17 protein-coding genes are annotated in these 19,794 nt (G+C 36.6%); 12 read left to right on the top strand and 5 right to left on the bottom strand.

Going from position 1 to position 19,794, the window contains the following annotated elements; translation table 11 throughout:
- Window positions 1–127: 127 nt before the first annotated feature.
- The 4 genes from pruA to rocF all read left to right on the top strand — a co-directional run bounded on the left by pruA (window position 128) and on the right by rocF (window position 5,033).
- The gene (gene pruA / locus ACK4M9_RS18350; RefSeq protein ID WP_409853766.1) at window positions 128–1,675 is read left to right on the top strand and encodes an L-glutamate gamma-semialdehyde dehydrogenase; all 1,548 of its coding nucleotides are present in this window, start codon (window positions 128–130) and stop codon (window positions 1,673–1,675) included.
- Between the two features lie 63 nt (window positions 1,676–1,738).
- Window positions 1,739–2,932, top strand: coding sequence for an ornithine--oxo-acid transaminase (locus ACK4M9_RS18355; protein ID WP_409853768.1), 1,194 nt, complete (start codon window positions 1,739–1,741; stop codon window positions 2,930–2,932).
- 257 nt (window positions 2,933–3,189) lie between these two features.
- On the top strand, window positions 3,190–4,092 hold the full coding sequence (locus tag ACK4M9_RS18360; protein ID WP_409853848.1) for a proline dehydrogenase family protein: 903 nt from the start codon (window positions 3,190–3,192) through the stop codon (window positions 4,090–4,092).
- Between the two features lie 38 nt (window positions 4,093–4,130).
- Window positions 4,131–5,033 (top strand): arginase, encoded by a 903-nt coding sequence (rocF, locus tag ACK4M9_RS18365; protein WP_409853770.1) that lies wholly within the window; start codon window positions 4,131–4,133, stop codon window positions 5,031–5,033.
- A gap of 124 nt (window positions 5,034–5,157) precedes the next feature.
- Here the strand turns inward: rocF and mgtE are convergent, their stop codons facing one another.
- Together mgtE and ACK4M9_RS18375 are read right to left on the bottom strand one after the other, a co-directional pair.
- Entirely contained in the window at window positions 5,158–6,498 is a 1,341-nt protein-coding gene (gene mgtE / locus ACK4M9_RS18370) for a magnesium transporter (RefSeq protein WP_409853772.1), read from the bottom strand.
- Between the two features lie 100 nt (window positions 6,499–6,598).
- Window positions 6,599–7,777, bottom strand: a complete 1,179-nt coding sequence (locus ACK4M9_RS18375; protein ID WP_409853774.1) for an MFS transporter — start codon at window positions 7,775–7,777, stop codon at window positions 6,599–6,601.
- 178 nt (window positions 7,778–7,955) lie between these two features.
- Between ACK4M9_RS18375 and ACK4M9_RS18380 the strand changes: the two genes are divergently transcribed.
- Window positions 7,956–8,357: a rhodanese-like domain-containing protein gene (locus ACK4M9_RS18380; protein ID WP_409853776.1), complete on the top strand. Its 402-nt coding sequence runs from the start codon at window positions 7,956–7,958 to the stop codon at window positions 8,355–8,357.
- A gap of 50 nt (window positions 8,358–8,407) precedes the next feature.
- Here the strand turns inward: ACK4M9_RS18380 and ACK4M9_RS18385 are convergent, their stop codons facing one another.
- From ACK4M9_RS18385 to ACK4M9_RS18395, 3 genes are read right to left on the bottom strand one after another with little or no spacing between them, the layout of a single operon-like run.
- A complete protein-coding gene (locus ACK4M9_RS18385) occupies window positions 8,408–10,108 on the bottom strand; it encodes a b(o/a)3-type cytochrome-c oxidase subunit 1 (protein WP_409853778.1) in 1,701 nt (566 codons plus the stop codon).
- Window positions 10,109–10,576, bottom strand: a complete 468-nt coding sequence (locus ACK4M9_RS18390; RefSeq protein WP_409853781.1) for a cytochrome c oxidase subunit II — start codon at window positions 10,574–10,576, stop codon at window positions 10,109–10,111.
- Between the two features lie 23 nt (window positions 10,577–10,599).
- Window positions 10,600–10,758: a cytochrome c oxidase subunit 2A gene (locus ACK4M9_RS18395; protein ID WP_409853784.1), complete on the bottom strand. Its 159-nt coding sequence runs from the start codon at window positions 10,756–10,758 to the stop codon at window positions 10,600–10,602.
- Window positions 10,759–11,078: 320 nt separating this feature from the next.
- Between ACK4M9_RS18395 and ACK4M9_RS18400 the strand changes: the two genes are divergently transcribed.
- The 7 genes from ACK4M9_RS18400 to ACK4M9_RS18430 all read left to right on the top strand — a co-directional run bounded on the left by ACK4M9_RS18400 (window position 11,079) and on the right by ACK4M9_RS18430 (window position 19,757).
- Window positions 11,079–11,342 carry a metal-sensitive transcriptional regulator gene (locus tag ACK4M9_RS18400; RefSeq protein WP_409853786.1) on the top strand — a complete coding sequence of 88 codons (264 nt, stop codon included), beginning with the start codon at window positions 11,079–11,081 and terminating at the stop codon, window positions 11,340–11,342.
- Between the two features lie 324 nt (window positions 11,343–11,666).
- Window positions 11,667–13,154, top strand: coding sequence for a spore germination protein (locus tag ACK4M9_RS18405; RefSeq protein ID WP_409853789.1), 1,488 nt, complete (start codon window positions 11,667–11,669; stop codon window positions 13,152–13,154).
- 5 nt (window positions 13,155–13,159) lie between these two features.
- Complete coding sequence (locus ACK4M9_RS18410; protein WP_409853791.1) at window positions 13,160–14,260, top strand: GerAB/ArcD/ProY family transporter; 1,101 nt, start codon at window positions 13,160–13,162, stop codon at window positions 14,258–14,260.
- Window positions 14,247–15,413: a Ger(x)C family spore germination protein gene (locus tag ACK4M9_RS18415; RefSeq protein WP_409853794.1), complete on the top strand. Its 1,167-nt coding sequence runs from the start codon at window positions 14,247–14,249 to the stop codon at window positions 15,411–15,413. The genes ACK4M9_RS18410 and ACK4M9_RS18415 overlap by 14 nt, the downstream gene beginning before the upstream one ends.
- A 146-nt stretch (window positions 15,414–15,559) precedes the next feature.
- The gene (locus tag ACK4M9_RS18420; RefSeq protein WP_409853796.1) at window positions 15,560–16,621 is read left to right on the top strand and encodes an ABC transporter ATP-binding protein; all 1,062 of its coding nucleotides are present in this window, start codon (window positions 15,560–15,562) and stop codon (window positions 16,619–16,621) included.
- Window positions 16,622–16,908: 287 nt separating this feature from the next.
- Window positions 16,909–18,033, top strand: a complete 1,125-nt coding sequence (locus ACK4M9_RS18425; protein ID WP_409853798.1) for an extracellular solute-binding protein — start codon at window positions 16,909–16,911, stop codon at window positions 18,031–18,033.
- 38 nt (window positions 18,034–18,071) lie between these two features.
- Entirely contained in the window at window positions 18,072–19,757 is a 1,686-nt protein-coding gene (locus ACK4M9_RS18430; RefSeq protein WP_409853800.1) for an ABC transporter permease, read from the top strand.
- Window positions 19,758–19,794: the final 37 nt, after the last annotated feature.

The following is a 19,794-nucleotide window of genomic DNA, read 5'->3' on the forward strand; positions in this document are numbered from 1 at the left end:
GCATAGCAAAAAAAGTTGGCACATGTGAACGTTTCAGCACTCTTTATCTAAACTATTAAAACTTGGCACAAAAATTGCAACAGTATAAATGTCAAAGGAAGATATTTAGAAAAGGAGAGGATTATATATGGTAGTACCTTACAAACATGAACCATTTACAGATTTCACAGTAGAAAAAAATCGTCTAGAATTTGAGGCAGCTCTACAAAAGGTAGAAGCAGAATTAGGTAAAGACTACGATCTAATCATTAATGGTGAAAGAATTGCTACAGAAGATAAAATTGTTTCTCTTAATCCTTCAAATAAAGAACAAGTTGTTGGAACCGTTTCCAGAGCGAATGTTGATTTAGCTGAAAAAGCAATGCAAGTAGCTGATGGGACATTTAACACGTGGAAAAAATGGAAGCCGGAAGTTCGCGCCGACATTTTATTTAAAGCAGCGGCGATCATTAGACGTCGTAAGCATGAGTTTTCTGCTTATTTAGTACTAGAAGCTGGTAAGCCATGGAATGAAGCGGATGCAGATACTGCAGAAGGGATCGATTTCCTTGAGTATTATGCACGTCAAATGCTACAACTTAGCAAAGGTTTTGCTGTTGAAAGCAGACCGTTTGAGCATAACAAGCTTTCATATATTCCACTAGGAGTAGGCGTTGTTATACCGCCTTGGAACTTTGCCTTCGCAATTATGGCTGGTATGACCGCAGCGGCTCTTGTAACTGGAAATACAGTTCTCTTAAAGCCTGCAGAGACAACTCCTGTAATTGCCTATAAATTTATGGAAGTGTTAGAAGAGGCAGGTCTTCCAAATGGTGTTGTTAACTATATTCCTGGATATGGTTCAGAAATCGGTGACTATTTAGTAGACCATAAGCGTACTCGTTTCATTTCATTTACTGGTTCAAAAGCAGTAGGTGTTCGAATTTATGAGCGCGCTGCAAAAGTACACCCAGGTCAACTTTGGCTAAAACGAGTAGTTGCTGAAATGGGCGGTAAAGATGCAGTTATCGTTGATAAAGATGCAGACTTAGAATTAGCAGCACAATCGATTGTGAAATCAGCATTTGGCTTCTCAGGTCAAAAATGTTCAGCTTGTTCAAGAGCGATTATCCACCAAGACGTGTATGACCAAGTGTTGGAAAGAGCAGTCGAACTAACGAAAGAATTAACAATTGGTTCGCCTACAAACTTCGATAACTTTATGGGACCAGTAACAGACCAAAAAGCATTTGATAAAATCATGAGCTATATTGAAATCGGAAAAGAAGAAGGGAAATTAATGGTAGGTGGAACTGGAGATAACTCAAAAGGTTTCTTTATCCAACCAACAATTTTTGCCGATGTAGACGAAAATGCTCGCATTATGCACGAAGAAGTATTTGGCCCATTTGTGGCATTCTGTAAAGCAAACGACTTTGATCATGCCTTAGAGATCGCTAATAATACGGAGTATGGTTTAACAGGAGCTGTACTTACTAGAAACAGAGAAAACCTTGAAAAAGCAAGAGAGGACTTCCATGTTGGGAATCTTTATTTCAATAGAGGGTGTACAGGAGCTATTGTAGGGTACCATCCATTTGGGGGCTTCAACATGTCAGGAACGGATTCAAAAGCTGGTGGACCGGATTATTTATTACTATTTACACAAGCGAAATTAGTTTCAGAACAACTATAGTAGTAGCGATAACATAGTTTAGACAGGCTTTTCTATTCAGAAGCTAGTGATGGAGGTTAAATAATGAGTAAAACAAATGAAATTATTGAACAAACAGAAAAATTTGGAGCGCGTAATTATCATCCGCTACCAATTGTGATATCGAAGGCTGAAGGTGTTTGGGTAGAAGATCCAGAGGGGAATAAGTATATTGATATGTTAAGTGCTTATTCAGCAGTAAACCAAGGACACAGACACCCAAAGATCATTCAAGCATTAAAGGATCAAGCCGATCGGATTACCCTAACTTCAAGGGCATTTCATAATGACCAATTAGGTTACTTCTATGAAAAAGTATCAGGGCTTACTGGTAAGAGTATGGTATTGCCAATGAATACTGGAGCTGAAGCAGTCGAGACTGCTGTAAAAGCAGTTAGACGTTGGGCTTATTTTGTTAAGGGTGTTGCTGATGATAAGGCTGAAATTATTGTTTGTGAAGATAATTTTCATGGTCGGACAATGACAGCTGTTTCGCTTTCTTCAAATAATGAATATAAACGTGGCTTCGGTCCAATGTTACCAGGAATTAAAATTATTCCTTATGGAGATCTTGAAGCGTTAAAAGCTGCGATCACGGAAAATACTGCAGCGTTTATTCTTGAGCCTATTCAGGGAGAAGCAGGAATTATTATTCCTGAAGCAGGATTCCTTAAAGAGGCATATGATGTTTGTAAAGAAAATAATGTCCTGTTTGTTGCAGATGAAATTCAATCTGGTTTAGGCAGAACAGGAAAAATGTTTGCGTGTGACTGGGAAAATGTTGTACCAGACATGTACATTTTAGGGAAGGCGTTAGGCGGAGGTGTTATGCCAATTTCTGCAGTTGCCGCTGATGAGGATGTTCTTGGTGTATTTGAGCCTGGTTCTCATGGTTCAACTTTCGGAGGAAATCCATTATCTTGCGCAGTCTCAGTTGCTTCATTAGAAGTACTTGAGGAAGAGAAACTAGCTGACCGTTCTTTAGAGCTAGGAAACTACTTCCAAAAAAGATTGTCTGAGATTAATAGTCCCCTTATTAAAGAGGTTCGCGGTAAAGGGTTATTTATCGGGGTAGAATTAACAGAACCTGCAAGAAAGTATTGTGAAGCGTTAAAAGAAAAAGGATTACTATGCAAAGAAACACATGTAAATGTCATTCGCTTTGCGCCACCGCTAGTTATTTCAAAAGAAGATCTAGATTGGGCTTTAGAACATATTACGAGTGTCTTAGCAAAGTAACCTCATTTTTTAATAGTGTCGAGATCGACAGTTTTTTGTACGGCGAGTAAGAGTAACAGACGGACAGATATCATAGGTAATATAGTATTAGGGGGAGCAAGGTAGTCTCCCCCAATAATAGAAAAGGCTATGAGCTAAAAAAAAAATCCTAAGAAGTTTAGAGTGTAAATATAGGGGTGCGATTTCAATATGTTATATTCTAACCTTTCAATAGGACATGTTAAATTAAGACATTAAAAGGGGTTTTTGAAATGGAAATGGTTTTGAGAAATTTTTTCCTCTTTCTATCAAAAAATAAAACACTTAATAAAAGCGCAAAAAAATGGGGTTTAAAGCTTGGGGCAAAGCATGTAATTCCAGGTGAAACCATTGAAAGCGCTATCGATGCTGTAAGAAAATTAAATGAAAAGGGACTCGTCTGTACAGTTGATCATTTAGGGGAATTTGTTTTTAATCGAGAAGAAGCAATAGAATCTACTGATTATTGTGTGAGAACGATTGAAGCTATTGCTGAGTCTGGAGTTAACTGCAATTTATCCTTAAAGCTTACACAATTAGGGCTTGATATTGATCGTAATCTCTGTCGTGATAATATGAGGAAAATCTTAGCTACAGCCGCTAAGTATAATATATTCGTTCGGATTGATATGGAAGATTACTCTCACTTGGATGCAACTCTAGACTTATTAGCTGAGTTACGTAGAGAGTATACAAATGTAGGAACAGTAATCCAAGCTTATTTATATCGAGCAGAGCAAGATGTTAACAATTTAAAAGGTGTTTCTTTACGTCTTGTAAAAGGTGCTTATAAGGAATCTCCTGAAGTAGCCATTCAAGATAAAGCGAAGATTGATGAAAATTATATGGCCATCATTAAGCAACACTTGCTAAATGGTAGCTATACAGCGGTAGCAACACATGACCACAATATAATCGAGAACGTAAAACGTTTTGCACTCGAGAATAACATTCCAAAAACGCAGTTTGAATTTCAAATGCTATATGGTTTCCGCACGGAGCTACAACTAGCAATTGCTAAAGAAGGCTATACAATGCGTATTTATGTGCCATTTGGAAACGATTGGTATGGTTATTTTATGAGAAGGCTTGCTGAAAGACCCCAAAACGTTGCCTTTGCAGCAAGAGGTCTTTTAAGATAGAAGAAAACCTATTAAACTACTGAAAAGAGGTTGTTTCTATGAAAAAGAAAATATCGATTGTTGGTGTACCAATGGATTTAGGCCAACGAAGACGTGGTGTAGATATGGGACCTAGTGCGATTCGCTATGCGAATGTCGTAGAACGTCTGCAAGCTCTTGATTGTGAAGTAAATGACATTGGCGACATCGAAATTGGTAGACCTAATCGCTTTGATATAATAGATGAAGAGAACTTAAAAGATTTAAAAGAGGTTGTCAGAGCTAATCAAAAGCTGGCATCAGCTGTTTCCGATATTGTTTCAACAGGTCAATTCCCACTAGTATTAGGTGGTGACCATAGTATTGCTATTGGTACACTGGCTGGCGTTGCTGAACACCACAAGAATTTAGGGGTTATTTGGTTTGATGCTCATGGCGATTTAAACACTGGTGAAACGTCACCTTCTGGAAATATTCATGGAATGTCTCTGGCAGTCAGTTTAGGGATCGGTCACCCATATCTAACAGGGATTGGTGGTTTTGCTCCGAAAATAAAACCGGAAAACGTAGTAATTATTGGTGCACGTGCTCTTGATGATGGAGAAAAGGAATTAATCAAGGAAAAAGGAATTAAAGTCTACACAATGCATGAAATTGATCGTTTAGGAATGACAAAGGTAATGGAAGAGGCAATTGCCCATGTGACAAATGGAACGGATGGTGTCCATTTAAGCTTAGATTTAGATGCTATTGATCCTCATGATGCCCCAGGTGTTGGTACACCTGTATTAGGTGGAACATCTTACCGTGAAACGCATTTAGCAATGGAAATGTTAGCCGAAGCCGATATCATTACTTCAGCAGAATTTGTTGAAGTAAATCCAATTTTAGATGATAAAAATACGACAGCAACAGTTGCAGTAGCTTTAATGGGCTCACTGTTCGGTGAAAAACTTCTATAGGACGGCGTGTCATTCTAGGCAGCTATTATTACAATTTCTTATAACAAAAAATAAAAGCATGTAATGTTGGAGTGGTTGTTGTTCTGACATTACATGCTTTTTTATTTGCGAATAATGGAGTTGCTTAGAGATAAGTAAGAAAAGCTGTTGCAAAGCTAAAATAAACAATCAATGAAAAAATATCATTTAATGTCGTAATTAGGGGACCTGAAGCAACCGCAGGATCGATTCCGAAACGATAAAGCGTTAAAGGAATAACCGTCCCTGCTAGTGTCCCTATTATTAATGTGAGTACTAATGATGCCCCGACAACTAATCCAATATCTGGGCCAACCCAGATTAAAGCAATAATCGCAATCAAAAACCCACATGTGACCCCAATAATAATTCCAACACCAAGTTCTCGGGCAATTAATTTAGTGACAGTCCTTCTATCAAGATCTTGAGTAATTAGCCCGCGAACGACGACAGCTAAAGACTGAGTACCAGTGTTACCTGTCATTCCAGCAATCATCGGCATAAAAAATACTAAGGATACTTCAGCTGCTAAAGTATCTTCAAAACCACTAATGATGCTCCCTGAAAGTAAGCCGATAAATAATAATAAAATAAGCCAAGGTAAACGGCGAAAAGAAGCAGTAGTTGCTTTAGTGTTAAAGTCGATATCTTTACCAGATGCAGATAACTTCTCAATGTCTTCATTTGCTTCCTGGATAACAACGTCAATGACGTCATCGACAGTTACAATACCTAAAAGTTTTTTTTGCTCATCAACAACAGGGACGGCGACAAAGTCATATCTCTCAATGAGCTGTGCTACTTCCTCTTGGTCTAGGTCAACTGGTACAGAAATAACACGATTAAACATGATGTCACTTATTTTTTCATCAATGTTCCCTAAAAGGAGGTCACGATACGAGACAACCCCAACAAGTTCCTTGTTATCGTTGATGACATAGAGGTAATAAATCGTATGATTCATCTCGGCAAAATCCTTGAGCTTGTCCACGGCATCTCTGATTGTGTAATCTTCTTTAATCCAAACAAACTGATTTGTCATCAGTCCCCCGGCAGTTTCCGGGGCGTAGCTCATTAGGTTTTGAACGTATTTAGAGTCTTCGCTTTTCATTGTAGAGAGGTATTCTTGAATTCTCTCAACGGAAAGCTCATTTAATAAGTCAGCAAGATCATCGTTTTCCATTAAGTCCATTACTTTTGATGATTTTTCGATACCTAGGCGGTGTAAAATTTCAATTTGCAAATCGCTATCTAATTCCTGAATAAGGTCAGCGATTTGTTGTGGGTTTAAGTATAAAAGAAACTTAAAGTGGTGCTTTCCAGGAAGGTTACGATAAAGTTGAGCGATATCATATGGTTGTAATTCTTCAATTACTTTTTCAATCGCAACCTTTTTATTTTCTTTTAAATATTTAATGATGAGAACGGTTAATTGATCTTCATTCATAGTAGCACGTCCTTACATTGTAATTATAAGCTTTGGATGGTTATCCCTAGATACTAGACTATAAAAAAAAACATGATTAGTAAATACAATTATTGTGCTTTTAAAGTGTTGAGCGTCTTTTTTCTAATATAATACTTAACATTGACAAAAGTAACAGGAGAGAAAGGGTTAAAAGCTTAGAGTAATAATTATCAAACAGTGAAATTACACTACTGAAACTAGCCCCTAATAGCAAGATGAAACTATACATCGAAATGGTTAAACTCCTATTTTTCCCACCTCTATTGCCGATTAGTTGAATAAGCGACGGAATAATAATGGCTGTTCCAGCGACAAGTGTTACCGAACCTAATGCTATAAAATATATATTTATTATTCCACTAAGGAATAAACCTATTAGTGTCAACAGTAACCCAATAATAATTGTGTTTTTAAAACCGAAACGAGTAGCAATTCTCCCAGAGTAAATAGTAAGAATTAAACCAAGCAAGCCAATTGCTCTAACGAATATAGTTGTTTTCGGCGATAATGACAAAGATTGTACGAATAAGCTCTCTAGCGTTGTATAGTATGCTACAAATGCTAACAATGTTGTAAAAGTTACAAAATAAAGTCTTCTTAAATCACTTCGCCACGGAAGTTTCACTAATGTTGTTAGAAGTTTAGAGAGAGATCTTTGTTGTCTCTTTTTATGGGGACGAGCTAGCTTCTTAAGTGAATAGATGAATAGTAGCGAATATAAAAAAGCTAATGTCAGAAAAATTGCCTGCCAATGAAAAAGTAAATTGACAGATGAACTGAGTACCTGGCCGATTACTCCAGCCGACAAAAAGCCAGTATTGATGACTCCGATTGTTATTCCTTGATGTTTCTTAGAGAGTACATTTAGGACATAGATGAAAGATACAGGTGCAAATGAAGCGCCCACAAATCCTTGTAGACCTCTTACGATTAAGAAGATCGTAAAATTGGTAACGAAATAATTAACAATCATTAATACGATTAGTGCAAACAAACCAGTGCAAATTGTTTCCTTTAAGCCAAAGCGTTCAGAAACAGAGCCAAAGAAGATCAGTCCAAATGCATAAAAAAATGAGAATACACTGATGGACAAAGTGGCTTCTGTTGTTGTAATTAGAAAAGTGTCCGTGACATTAGCTAACAAAGGAATCATGATATATATATTAGAGACAATTAATAACGCTAACATAGCAAAAATAATTAAAATATGGCCAAACGAATAATTAACATTTTGTTCGTCTATAGATAATTTCTTCATTTATATCACCCAGTGAATTGTAGTCATATATGTATATGTAAATAATTCCGTAGGTGCCTTTAATTTAAATAAACTAGTAACCTTTATATAATGAAGAATAGCACTATATGTATTATAATAATAGTTAAATCGAATTTACTTTAGGTCTAGTCAAATTAAAAATAGAGGTGGATACAAGTTGATTAAAGTTTACAAGTTCTCACTGTTGGGACTATTATTACTGTTCTTATTAACAGGTTGTGATGAAGAAAGTTTAACAGGCATTAATCAGTTGGATGTAAATGATTTAACATATCGGATGACGGACTCGTTGGAAAAAAACGATGGTGCTATTTATATCGATGTTAGAGAAGATTATGAGTATAATGAGGCCTATATTGATGGATTTGAAAATTATCCGTTAAGTACCCTTGAAGAAACGTACACAGATCTACCAAACGATAAGGAGATTATTATTATCTGCCGCAGTGGTAATCGTAGTATGAAAGCTGGCATGTTTTTAAAAGAGCAAGGTTATGAAAATGTAACGAATGTCAAAGGAGCGATGTTAGACTGGAAAGGCGAAACGAAGTCGAAATAAATAAAAAAGAAGGATTGCCATACTAAACTGGCAATCCTTCTTTTTCTTTATTATTTTATAAGGTTATTAAACACTGGAGATCCAGGAGGTGCATTGACGATCATATCGTATACAGGAATTGTATAAGCGAAGATCACCAATAGAACAACAATAGCAATCCATAGCTTCCAGTTCTCGAAAAACTTCGGCGTAGTAGAAGCGTCACTAGCTGGTTCACTTATTGGGAACTCTGTTTCACCTTTTGGAGCAATCCAAGTCATATAAATGAAGTTATAGAACATTAAACATGCAGCTGCAGTTAAGATAACCGCACCAATTGCTACAGTAATATAGTTAGAGAATACTCCACTAAACCACTCTAATGCAATTGGGTGATCTTGATATGTCGTGTATGCAGTACGACGAGGTGCTCCTAAAAGTCCCATTAAGTGCATTGCACCTGACATGAAGAACATACCAATTGCCCAAAGCCAAGTTTGAACCATACCTAAACGGTTAAGGAATGGCGTGAACTTTCTTCCTGTTAAATGTGGAATTAACCAATAAGAAATACCAAAGAACGTCAGTAGTACTGTAGAACCTACTGTTAAATGGAAGTGACCAACTACCCAAAGGGTGTTATGGATAACCGCATTTAATTGGTAACTTGCGTTAATAATTCCGCCTGCCCCAGCTGGAATGAAGATTGCCATCCCCATGAAAGGAGCGAAGAAACGAACATCCTTCCAAGGAAGTTGGCTTAACCAACCTAAAACCCCGCGGCCACCCTTAGCACGGGCAGTTTGCTCGAACGTTCCAAAGATTGAGAAGGCCGTCATTAATGAAGGAATAATAACTATAAACGTTAAAATTGTTTGAACGAATTTCCAAAACTCAGGTATTCCCGCCTCCATTAACTGATGGTGGAAACCTACAGGGATAGAGAATAATAGGAATAAAACGAATGCTAATCGAGCAAGTGAGTCACTAAATAGTTTCCCACCAATTACTTTTGGAATACAGACATACCATGCCATATATGCTGGCATTAACCAGAAGTAAACGAGTGGATGACCAAAATACCAGAATAACGTTCTACTTAATAATACATTGATTTGATCAGTAAGACCCAATGACCAAGGAAGCATTTGCAGTAATACAGTTACCGCAACCCCTAAACAAGCAATGATCCAAAGGATAATAGTTGCTGTAGCCATAAACCCAAATAATGAAGTTTGTTGGCCTTTATTAGCTTTTCTCCAGCTAAAATAGTGAGTAAGAACAGCAGCTCCTGCAATCCAAGTACCTACTACAAATAACGTTAATCCAATATAGAAAAGTGGATGTGCTGCAAGTGGTGCATAGAAAGTGTAGAGAACTGAAGCTTCTCCTAGAAGAACTAAAGCTGCAGCTAAAAGTGTACCGCTTGTCGTAACCCAAAAACCAACCCAACCGGTTCTTCTTACGCCATCAGACATAGCTCCCATTGTTCGACTCATACCGGCAAACAAAAATGCAAAAATAAAATAGGTTGTAAATACAAGTGCAAGTAAAATCCCGTGTACAGTTAATATTTGGTAATACCCCAACCACGATGGAAGCTCAATCATGCCACCGCGAACAAGTCCTTGTAAAAGCCCCATTAGTGCACCAATAATGAAAGCAAAAAATGCGATATAAATGTGCGCCATGCTAAGTTTAGCATCTTTAGGTGCTACTTTAATATTTGTATCTGAACTAAATTCGTCGACTCTTAACGCTGAATTTCTCATTTATTTCACCTCGATTGCCATTTGCATGTAGTGGTGTCCAGTACCGCAGTATTCATTACATAAAACAAGATAAGTACCAGGCTCTGTAAAAGTATGTTCAGCCATATTAATATGACCAGGTGTTACCATAAAGTTAACGTTCGTTCCAGGGATAGTAAATGAGTGAACCACGTCAGAGCTCGTCACTTGAAAACGAACAGTAGACCCTACTGGAACTTCAATATTATTAGGTGAATAAGAAAAAGCCATTGCGATAATATTCGCTTGATATGTCGTTTCATTAATTTGGAATAATCCAGGCTCATCAAACGGTGCCTCATTACTTAGATTTTGCGAGTCAACTTTTGCCATGTGACTCGGTGGTTGTTGCCCAAATGCATATGCACTAATTCCTAGTACTGCTAAGAATACAAATAAAGAGCCAATACCAAATGTTAACCATATTTTTTCATAACGATGTAAATGCATAAAATAAGTCCCCCTCTCACCAATTAAACTCTATTTAGGAATAAGAAAAATATTGCCGCCCATGATACCACGATGAAGACACCAACGAACATGACGAATATCAAAGTTCCCTTCAATGAAGACTCTTGTTCAGTTGGAACATAGCCCTTTTGAGTTTCAAGGTTTGTGTTGTTTTTAGACATCTAATAACCCTCCCTCTTCATGATAATTAAGACCCCCACAATTACATAATATAGGATATAAAGCATCGAAATTTTGGGTAAATGTGAAAAATTAATGACAATCCAACATAAAATAGTTATTAAACATAGAAGTAGTGGAAAAGGTGAAAACCAAACTTATACCTATTATAGAGATAAATAGTTATTGTTCTGTGATTTAAATCACACCTAGGTTGATAGATATTCATCAATAGCATTGATTCAACTTGATCCATAACATAGAATAGAAAGATAGTAACTCGGTTTTAATTTATGAAAAACATAAAGATGGAGGAAGAATCATGGAAAAATATGATAATAAAGTAAAAAATAGATTAAAGAGAATTGAAGGCCAGGTTCGAGGTGTTATTAAAATGATGGAAGAAGAAAAGCAATGTCAAGATGTTGTGATGCAGCTAGCGGCCGTCCGTAATGCGCTAGATCGAGCTATCGGTGTAGTAGTTAGCAGCAATTTGGAAGAGTGTATTAGAAAGCAAATTGAGAATGGTGAAGGAACAGAGGAAACAATTAAAGAAGCAGTAAATCTATTGGTAAAGAGTCGTTAATTTCGAGTGAGAGGCAACATAGACTATGTGCCTTCCAAGAGGTCCGATGGAGTGAGAGGGTCACAGAAGAGATCTACAACCCTGTCAACTCGTGTGAAAACCGTCATATATGATACAATTTTTAAAAAATGGGTATTATTTTTTTATTAACAAATAGAAATAGTTATATTGATATAAGTAAGGTTAAAAAGAGGGACTGAGCACAAAAGTCATATGACTTTTGTGCTCAGTCCCTCTTTTTCTTCTGAAATTAAATTTGGGAATAAATACAAGTAATTGTTTACAAACTACTCCTAACAAAAGTAAAAGTTAGAGGGGTTCTTAATGAGTTTTCGCATAGCTGATAAAGCATTGTTAAAAAAAGAAGATTATAAAAGTTATCTTGTAGATTTAAATATTTCTGAAGTAGCGCCAACAAATCATGAAGAATTCCATGAAAATATTAAAAAAGTTTTTAGGGATTGCGCTGATTTCACTTACCGAGAGGTTGTCCTTTCCGGTAAGTGTAAGATTATGATTTACTTCATCCAAGGTATGATTAATATGGAATTTTTACAATCTAGTGTTATAAAGCCATTATTAGAAAATATTGAAGGTGAAAGTAAAGAGTTAAGCGTTAGTAAGTATATTAATAATCCTACAAATAAACATTTATCAAACTGGAATGACATTATTTATCTGCTATTTAGTGGCGGAGCGATTTATCATAGCAATGGAGAAATGCCTATAGAAGTAATGGTTCCGAACAAGGAAAAACGAAATCTCGCTGAACCGACAACTCAGTATCAAATTTTTGGACCGAAGATAGGTTTTATTGAAGATATTCAAACAAATATTTCGATGATGAGAAAGTTTTTAAAAGATCCACGCTTAAAAACAGTTAACTATGAAATTGGATCATTAAGTCATACGAAAGTAACAGTGATGTATATTGAGGGTTATGCAGAAACGGATGTAGTAGAGCAGATTAAAGAAAAACTGCAAAATATTAATCTTGATCAACTAATTACATTAGGCCAATTAAATAAACAGATTGTTAATAATCCAGCTTCAATTTTTCCGCAAATATATGGAACAGAACGACCAGACAATGTTGCTCTTGCTCTAGGCGAGGGTAAAGTTGCTATTTTTATTGATAATGTCACTTTTTGTTCGATCCTTCCAATTGGAATTTTTGACTTATATTTAGCTGGAGATGATCATAGCTTTAGTTCAATCTACAATGCGATCTTTGTTCGCTTAATTCGCTACTTTTGTATGGTTATTTCAACAGCTATTCCTGCTTTATATGTGGCATTAGTTGCTTTTCATCCAGAGCTAATACCAGAGACTTTAGCGTTAACGATTGCCGAATCTCGTTCACAAATTCCATTTCCAGCAGCTGCAGAGGCGATTATTATGATGATTGCTTTAGATGTGTTAGTTGAGGCGAGTATTCGTCTTCCAAGCTTTGTTGGACAAACGATCGGTATTGTTGGTGGTTTAGTAATTGGTACAGCTGCAGTAGAGGCTGGAGTAGTGAGTAGTTTAATGGTCATTGTAATTGCCTTTACTGCAATTGCATCTTTTACGACGCCTACCTGGGAGTTAGTCTCATCGCTAAGAGTTATTCGCTATGGGTTACTAATAATATCAGCTATGTTTGGTTTGTATGGTTTCACGATTGGCTTTTGTTTAATCTTCATCCATATTTGTAACATGGAATCGTTTTCTAGACCTTACATATCACCACCTTCACCATTTAAAATGGAACAATTCCGTGCAAAGATTAACCAAATAAAAACGCAATATTTTGAGGGCAAAGGAGGTTAATTCAAATGGAAATAGTCAGGAAGTTTAAAGGGATAGACCTATTTGCCTTTACATGCTGTTCTACGATTGCATTGGGAGTTAGCTTTTTACCTTATGTAGGTGGTGACGAAGTAAGAAGTGCTTGGTTAAAAGTAATGGTAGCAGTTCTTCCTTACTTCCTGTTTTTTTTCTTGTTGAAGAAATTTAGTGATAAATACGACAGTTATGATTTATTCTTTGAATTGAAAGGTTCAATCTGGAAGTGGGTTTACGGTCTTATTGTCTTCTATTTTATTTGCAGTACGATCCTTTCAATCACATACGGTTTAGAAGCTTTAACATTATTAACGCAAGTCTATTTACTACCGAATACGGATAAGTGGATGGTTCTTTTACTATTTATGCTAGTATCAGGAATTGGTCTTTCCTACGGAATAACGGCTATTACGCGGTTTGCTGTTGCTTTAATTTTTGTTGAGTTCATCTTATTATTTTCAGTTATTAGTCTTGGTTTTAGCGAATATTTTCGTTGGATATACATTCCACCTGTTTGGACAACTGATATTTGGACGTTTTTAGAAAGTTCGATAAGTGATATGGCAAGATATTCAGGTGTAATCGCGGTTTTAAGTTTTCTGCCGTATTTAAAAAAAGAATCATCAGTTTTTCGACCAATGAGTTACGGGTTACTCTTAGTTACTTCTATATACGTTTCAATTTGTATTGTTGTAGTGGGTACTTTTGGGTTTGAACAGACGATAACCCTAATATCTCCATTCACAGCTCTAGTTCAGTCCCTTTCTACAAGAACTGGTGTAGTTGAAAGGTTGGATTTATTTTTTCTAGGAGTTTGGCTTATTGCATATTATAAAATTATGCTGATCCAAGCATGGTTTTTGTTATTTTTACTGCAGCGTTTATTCCCTTTAAAAAGACCGAAAATATATCTTCCGCTTTCTATTACTTGCTTATTTATTATTGCATTATTAATCCCGAGTTTTGTTGAACTGATTTGGATACCAATTTTCGCGAATCAATTAGTCTACTCGTTTGTTGTTCCTACAACTCTATTGCTATTTTTAATTATGAAACGAAAAAAAGGGGTTAATCAAAGTGAAGCTAGCTAGTGTCTTTCTTATAGTTGTTACTTGTCTTATTAATCTTACTAGTTGCATTAAAGATGCTAGGGAAATTGATCACCGTTCAATGATTGTTGGAATGGGAATAGATACAGTAAAGGATAGTGGTGATGAACAATTATATGAAGTCACATTACAAATTCCCATTCTTTTATCAGGTGGCCAAGAAGGAATCCCATCTGGATCAGTAAGTGAATTTGAAACCTTTAGTGCGAAGGGGGCTATGTTATTAGATACTGTAGCCGAAATCGAGGCTATGACGCCTACAGTTCTATTTTTTGGACATTTAAAAGTTGTGACTATTAGCGAGGAATTAGCAAGAGAAGGACTAGATAAAGTTATTGACTTTATTGATCGGCTCCCACAAGTGGCTAATCAAATATATTTAATGATTATTAATGATGGTACTGCCGAGGAATTTATTACTCAAGAATCGCCATTAGTTTCATTACCAGCACTATATTTAAACCGTTTTTTTCAAGCAGATCAAAAAATATCTCGAACAAAAGATGTGAAGCTATTTGAATATCGTCGAGATGCAAATATGATTTCAAAAGCGTCTACAATCCCCCTAGGAAAGATTGTTGATAATAAAATTGTTATTGAAGGGATGGGTGTATTTGTTGACCATAAGATGATAGGAGAATTAGTAAATATAGAAGTTGCGATCAGTGAATTGTTAAAAGGTAATAAAGTAAGTGATATGAATTATACAACAGTGATAAATATCAATAATAGAGAGGAAAAGGTTGCCGTTTCTAGAGGTGATTTAAAGGCTAAAATTAATTTTGATAAAACTACCCCCTTAACAGTTAAAATATCAATAAAGGGTAATGCAGAAATTGCTGAAGTTGAAAATATTGGAACTAAGGTTTCCAATGACGTTGTCAATAAGGTTAATCTTAAGATGGAGAATGAAATTGAAAGGTTAGTCAAAGAGACAATTAAGAAAATGAAGGCCTTAAATGCTGAACCGTGGCTTATTGGTCATCGCCTTTGGGCAACCGACCCAGACTTTTTTGCAATGTTAAACTGGGAAGAAAACGGTTGGAGAGATAGTGTTGTCGAGATTGACGTTGATTTTGAAGTAGTGAATACAGGCCAGAAAGGGTTCTTAGGAAAGAGAAAGATTGGGAGATAATCACGAAATAGCTTACATAAACTTGTTAGAAGGGTATGAACATCATTGACTGTGAAAAAAAGCCTATGCTATAATAGGTCATAATGAAAATCATTCTCATTAAGCGATTGGTTTATATAGAGTAAGTATATTAGGGGGGGAGTTTCATGAGTTTCATTCAATTAGAACAAGTTTCGAAGTTTTTTCATGACTCACTAATACCTGCGGTTGATTCTCTCAATCTTTCTATTGAATGTGGCGAGATTATTACTTTGTTGGGTCCTAGCGGTTGTGGTAAAACTACGACTTTAAGAATGCTTGCGGGTTTTGAACAACCGTCGACTGGTAGAATATCAATTGGTGATCAAGTTGTCTATGATAACCATAAGTCTTTACCACCAGAGAAACGTGGGATTGGTATGGTGTTTCAAGATTATGCACTATTTCCTCATTTAACAATAGAAAAAAACGTGATGTTTGGACTCAATAAGTGGAAGCAAAAGGATCGGAAAGATCGAGCTTTAGAAGTCTTAGAATTAGTCGGACTCGCAGATTTTGCAGACCGTCTTCCGAGCCAAATCTCAGGTGGACAACAACAGCGTGTTGCTCTAGCAAGGGCTTTAGCACCAAGGCCTCATGTAGTTTTAATGGATGAACCGTTTAGTAACCTGGATGCTGGTTTAAGGGAAAAAATGCGCTTTGATGTAACGAATATTTTAAGAAAGGCTAATACTACTGCGATTATTGTGACACATGACCAAAAGGATGCGTTTGCTGTATCTGACCGTGTTGTTGTGATGAAGGATGGTATCATCCAACAAGTCGCATCGCCAAGAGATATGTATCGTTGTCCGAAGAACTGTTTTGTCGCTCAATTCGTTGGAAAAACGAATTTACTCACTGGTAGATTAGAAAAAGATTTAAAACATGTTGCTACTACAATTGGCACCGTATGTTTACCACATTATCAAACAAAAGAAATGTGTGAAACGGTTAAATTATCAATTCGCCCAGAAGGTTGTCAGATAGTAGCTGAAGGGGACGGTAACTACAATGGTAAGGTTGAGCGAGTTACATACAGTGGTGAATATCAGGAGCTATATGTAAATCTTCAATCTGACCCATCTTCAGAACCTATGGTAATCTATGCGCCAATAGATCAAGATATACAAATTGGATCTACTATTTCCTTTAATATTAAGACTGATTTAGTTTGTGTAGTAGAATAAACAAAAGAGGCTGCCCCATAAGTGTTAACTCACCTCGAAGCGGTATATAGAAGTGTATTTTGCACGAGCTATATTTATAGTAGAGAGGTGACAGGTATTATACTTTGGGGCAGTCTCTTTATATTATTTCTTTTATAAACTTTTTGCTTCAAATTATTTAAAAAAATTTTTAAATAATTTTCATTGACAATGATTATCAATAGCAATATAATTCAATATGTGAGTTCCAGTTGAGAATGAATTTCATTCTTTGGGATTAAAATTAATTACATAGGGGGAAATAACAAATGAATAAAGCTTTAAAAGTTTTCTTATTTGCAATCCTATCACTAGGATTGGTATTAGCTGCAGCGTGCGGTGGTAAAGAAGAGCCACAAACAGCAGTTCCTGCAGAACCAGAAGTAGAAGCAGAGCAAGAAGAGCAACAACCAGAAGAAGAAGTTGTAGAATTAGAAGGCAAAATTGTGGTATACTCAGCACGTAACGAGAAGTTTGTTCAACCATTACTTGACAAGTTCCAAGCAGAAACTGGAGTTGAAGTTGTAGCATTACATGGAGCCGAGGCTTTACAGATTCAAGAGGAAGCTGGCAATGTTCAAGCTGATGTTTACATTTCTAATGACTTAGGAGCTTTAGGTTATTTACACAGCAAAGGTTTACTAGCAGCATCTAATCCAAAAGGAATTGAAACAATCCCAGCGGATTACCGTGCTGATGATAATGCATATTTCGCGCTTTCAGTAAGAGCACGTGGATTTATTTATAACAAAGATTTGATTTCTTTAGAAGAAATGCCAAAGAGTGTTGAAGATTTATTTGATGCTAAATGGGCTAACCAATTTGCTATTACTCGCGGTGGTAATGGTGGTATGATTGGTCACGTTTCTGCACTTCGTTATGAGTGGGGCGATGAGAAAACTGCAGATTGGATCAAAGCAATTAAAGATAACGCAGCAGGGATTTACAATGGTCATGGTGATATCCGCCAAGCTGTAGGTGCTGGTGAACATGCATTTGGTTTAGTCAATAACTATTATTTCCACCAACAATTATTAGAGCCTGAAAACAACAATGTTGGCTTCGTTTACCTTGATCAAGAAGCAGACCAAATGGGCGTAGTTGCAAATGCTGCGGGTGTTGGTCTAGTTGCTGGAGCGCCAAATGAAGTAAATGCATTAGCATTCTTAGAATGGTTATTATTGCCTGAAAACCAAGTAGCGTTTGTAGGTGAGTCTTTAGAACTTCTTGTTAATTCTCAGTACGGAGCTGTATATCCAGCAGAAGTTCAACCACACGTTATTGAATTTAAAGACCTAAAGGCTCAAGACATGCCTATTAAAGAACTTGGAAACTATTTCGAAGATACTAAAGATTTAATTGAAAAATCAGGTTTAGATCTTGAATTAAGATAAGACTAACAATCAATTTGTAAGCTTTAGGAGAGGGCATAATGAGTAACGACATCAGTAGTAAGTCAAAACAAAATAGTAATCAAAGTGCCAAGGTTGGGGAAAAAACTTCCCCAACCCTTCTCCATTTCTTGAGAAAAAAATGGTTTCGTATCTGGAATGGAAATCCACCGGGCCTTGTACTTCTTCTTTTTGGACTAGTGGTTGGGTTAATTATGTCAATTCCGATTATCTATGTCATATGGAGATCATTATTTGCCGGAGTGGATCGGTGGATGCGTCTTCTCGATGGTAGAATTCCGCAATTATTATGGAACACATTCTCGCTGACATTTGCGGTCACAGTGTTTGCTGTAGTTATTGGAGTTGCTTTAGCTTGGATCGTCGTACGTACTGACATACCGGGACGTAAAATGTGGCAATGGTTATTAGCACTACCTCTTGTCATACCACCATATGTAGGAGCTGTTACTTATATTATCGTCTTTGGTCGTAGTGGCTGGGTGCGAGATTTTTGGAGAGATACTCCATGGATAGTAGATGTTTTTGGAGACTATCCGATAAATATCTATTCATTTTGGGGAGTCTTCTTTGTTTTAACGATGTTTACATATCCGTATGTATTTCTAATAGCAAGCGCTTCTCTGCGGAAGATGAATCGTAATTTTGAAGAGGTTGCACGTTCCCAAGGGATGAGCACGGCACAGATATTTTGGAAAGTCAATTTACCATTTCTACGCCCGGCAATAGGGGCAGGTGCAATTCTAATTTCCTTGTATGTTTTATCAGACTTTGGAGCAATTGCCATGCTTCGCTATGTAACCTTTACAGCGGCTATTTATTTCCAGAGGGCTGGGTTTGATACAGCAGCTGCATCTGTTTTAAGTTTAGTGCTTATTGTTCTAACGATAATGATTTTATGGATTGAAGCACGTACTCGAAAAAAGAACAAGTATTATCAAACAACAAATACATTTCGAACACCTGAAATTTTAAAGTTAGGTAATTGGAAGCCGTTTGCACTATTGTTTGTCGGGTTTGTATTTTTTGTTTCAGTACTGCTGCCTATTAGTGTTCTTGTATATTGGTCTAATATTGGTATTCGTATGGGGGCACTGGATGCAAGGTTTTTTGGTTTTGCGATGAATAGCTTAAAAGTATCTGCACTTGCAGCCATACTCTGTATGATACTTGCCTTGCCTATTATTTACCTAAAGATGCGATATCCATCTGTTATTTCAACTGTTATTGATAAACTCTGTTATGCAGGTTATGCACTTCCTGGGGTAATAGTTGCATTAGGTTTCGTTTTCATTTTTAATAATCATATCCCTATACTCTATAATACGTTTTATATGGTAGCCCTTGCTTTTGTTGTTCGTTTTCTACCACAAGCTATGCAAGCCGGGGAAGCTTCTTTAAGTCTTGTATCACCAAGAATTGATGAAGCAGCCCGTAGTCTTGGTTATCCACCATGGCAGGTTATGTATAAAGTGATACTTCCCACGATATTACCTGGGATCCTTGCTGGTGGAGCTCTTGTTTTTGTTAGTTCGATTAAAGAACTCCCAGCTACGTTAATGTTGCGACCTCCAGGTTTTGATACATTGGCAGTTCGAATTTACTTTGAAGCATCTGAAGCAATCTATCATCTAGCTGCCCCGGCAGCGTTACTAATCGTACTAGTATCAGTAATACCATTACGTTATTTACTGAAAAAGTATTAAAAATAGCCATGTCCAGGTGAGTTACATTGGACATGGC

This window comes from Anaerobacillus sp. (assembly GCF_046314235.1).
Taxonomy (GTDB): Bacteria; Bacillota; Bacilli; order Bacillales; family Anaerobacillaceae; genus Anaerobacillus.

Coding starts and splice junctions, on each gene's coding strand:
- ACK4M9_RS18385 (WP_409853778.1), bottom strand. CDS start 10,108: ATGAGAAATTCAGCGTTAAGAGTCGACGAATTTAGTTCAGATACAAAT.
- pruA (WP_409853766.1), top strand. CDS start 128: ATGGTAGTACCTTACAAACATGAACCATTTACAGATTTCACAGTAGAA.
- ACK4M9_RS18410 (WP_409853791.1), top strand. CDS start 13,160: ATGGAAATAGTCAGGAAGTTTAAAGGGATAGACCTATTTGCCTTTACA.
- ACK4M9_RS18395 (WP_409853784.1), bottom strand. CDS start 10,758: ATGTCTAAAAACAACACAAACCTTGAAACTCAAAAGGGCTATGTTCCA.
- ACK4M9_RS18405 (WP_409853789.1), top strand. CDS start 11,667: ATGAGTTTTCGCATAGCTGATAAAGCATTGTTAAAAAAAGAAGATTAT.
- mgtE (WP_409853772.1), bottom strand. CDS start 6,498: ATGAATGAAGATCAATTAACCGTTCTCATCATTAAATATTTAAAAGAA.
- ACK4M9_RS18420 (WP_409853796.1), top strand. CDS start 15,560: ATGAGTTTCATTCAATTAGAACAAGTTTCGAAGTTTTTTCATGACTCA.
- ACK4M9_RS18375 (WP_409853774.1), bottom strand. CDS start 7,777: ATGAAGAAATTATCTATAGACGAACAAAATGTTAATTATTCGTTTGGC.
- ACK4M9_RS18430 (WP_409853800.1), top strand. CDS start 18,072: ATGAGTAACGACATCAGTAGTAAGTCAAAACAAAATAGTAATCAAAGT.
- ACK4M9_RS18360 (WP_409853848.1), top strand. CDS start 3,190: ATGGTTTTGAGAAATTTTTTCCTCTTTCTATCAAAAAATAAAACACTT.
- rocF (WP_409853770.1), top strand. CDS start 4,131: ATGAAAAAGAAAATATCGATTGTTGGTGTACCAATGGATTTAGGCCAA.
- ACK4M9_RS18400 (WP_409853786.1), top strand. CDS start 11,079: ATGGAAAAATATGATAATAAAGTAAAAAATAGATTAAAGAGAATTGAA.
- ACK4M9_RS18355 (WP_409853768.1), top strand. CDS start 1,739: ATGAGTAAAACAAATGAAATTATTGAACAAACAGAAAAATTTGGAGCG.
- ACK4M9_RS18425 (WP_409853798.1), top strand. CDS start 16,909: ATGAATAAAGCTTTAAAAGTTTTCTTATTTGCAATCCTATCACTAGGA.
- ACK4M9_RS18390 (WP_409853781.1), bottom strand. CDS start 10,576: ATGCATTTACATCGTTATGAAAAAATATGGTTAACATTTGGTATTGGC.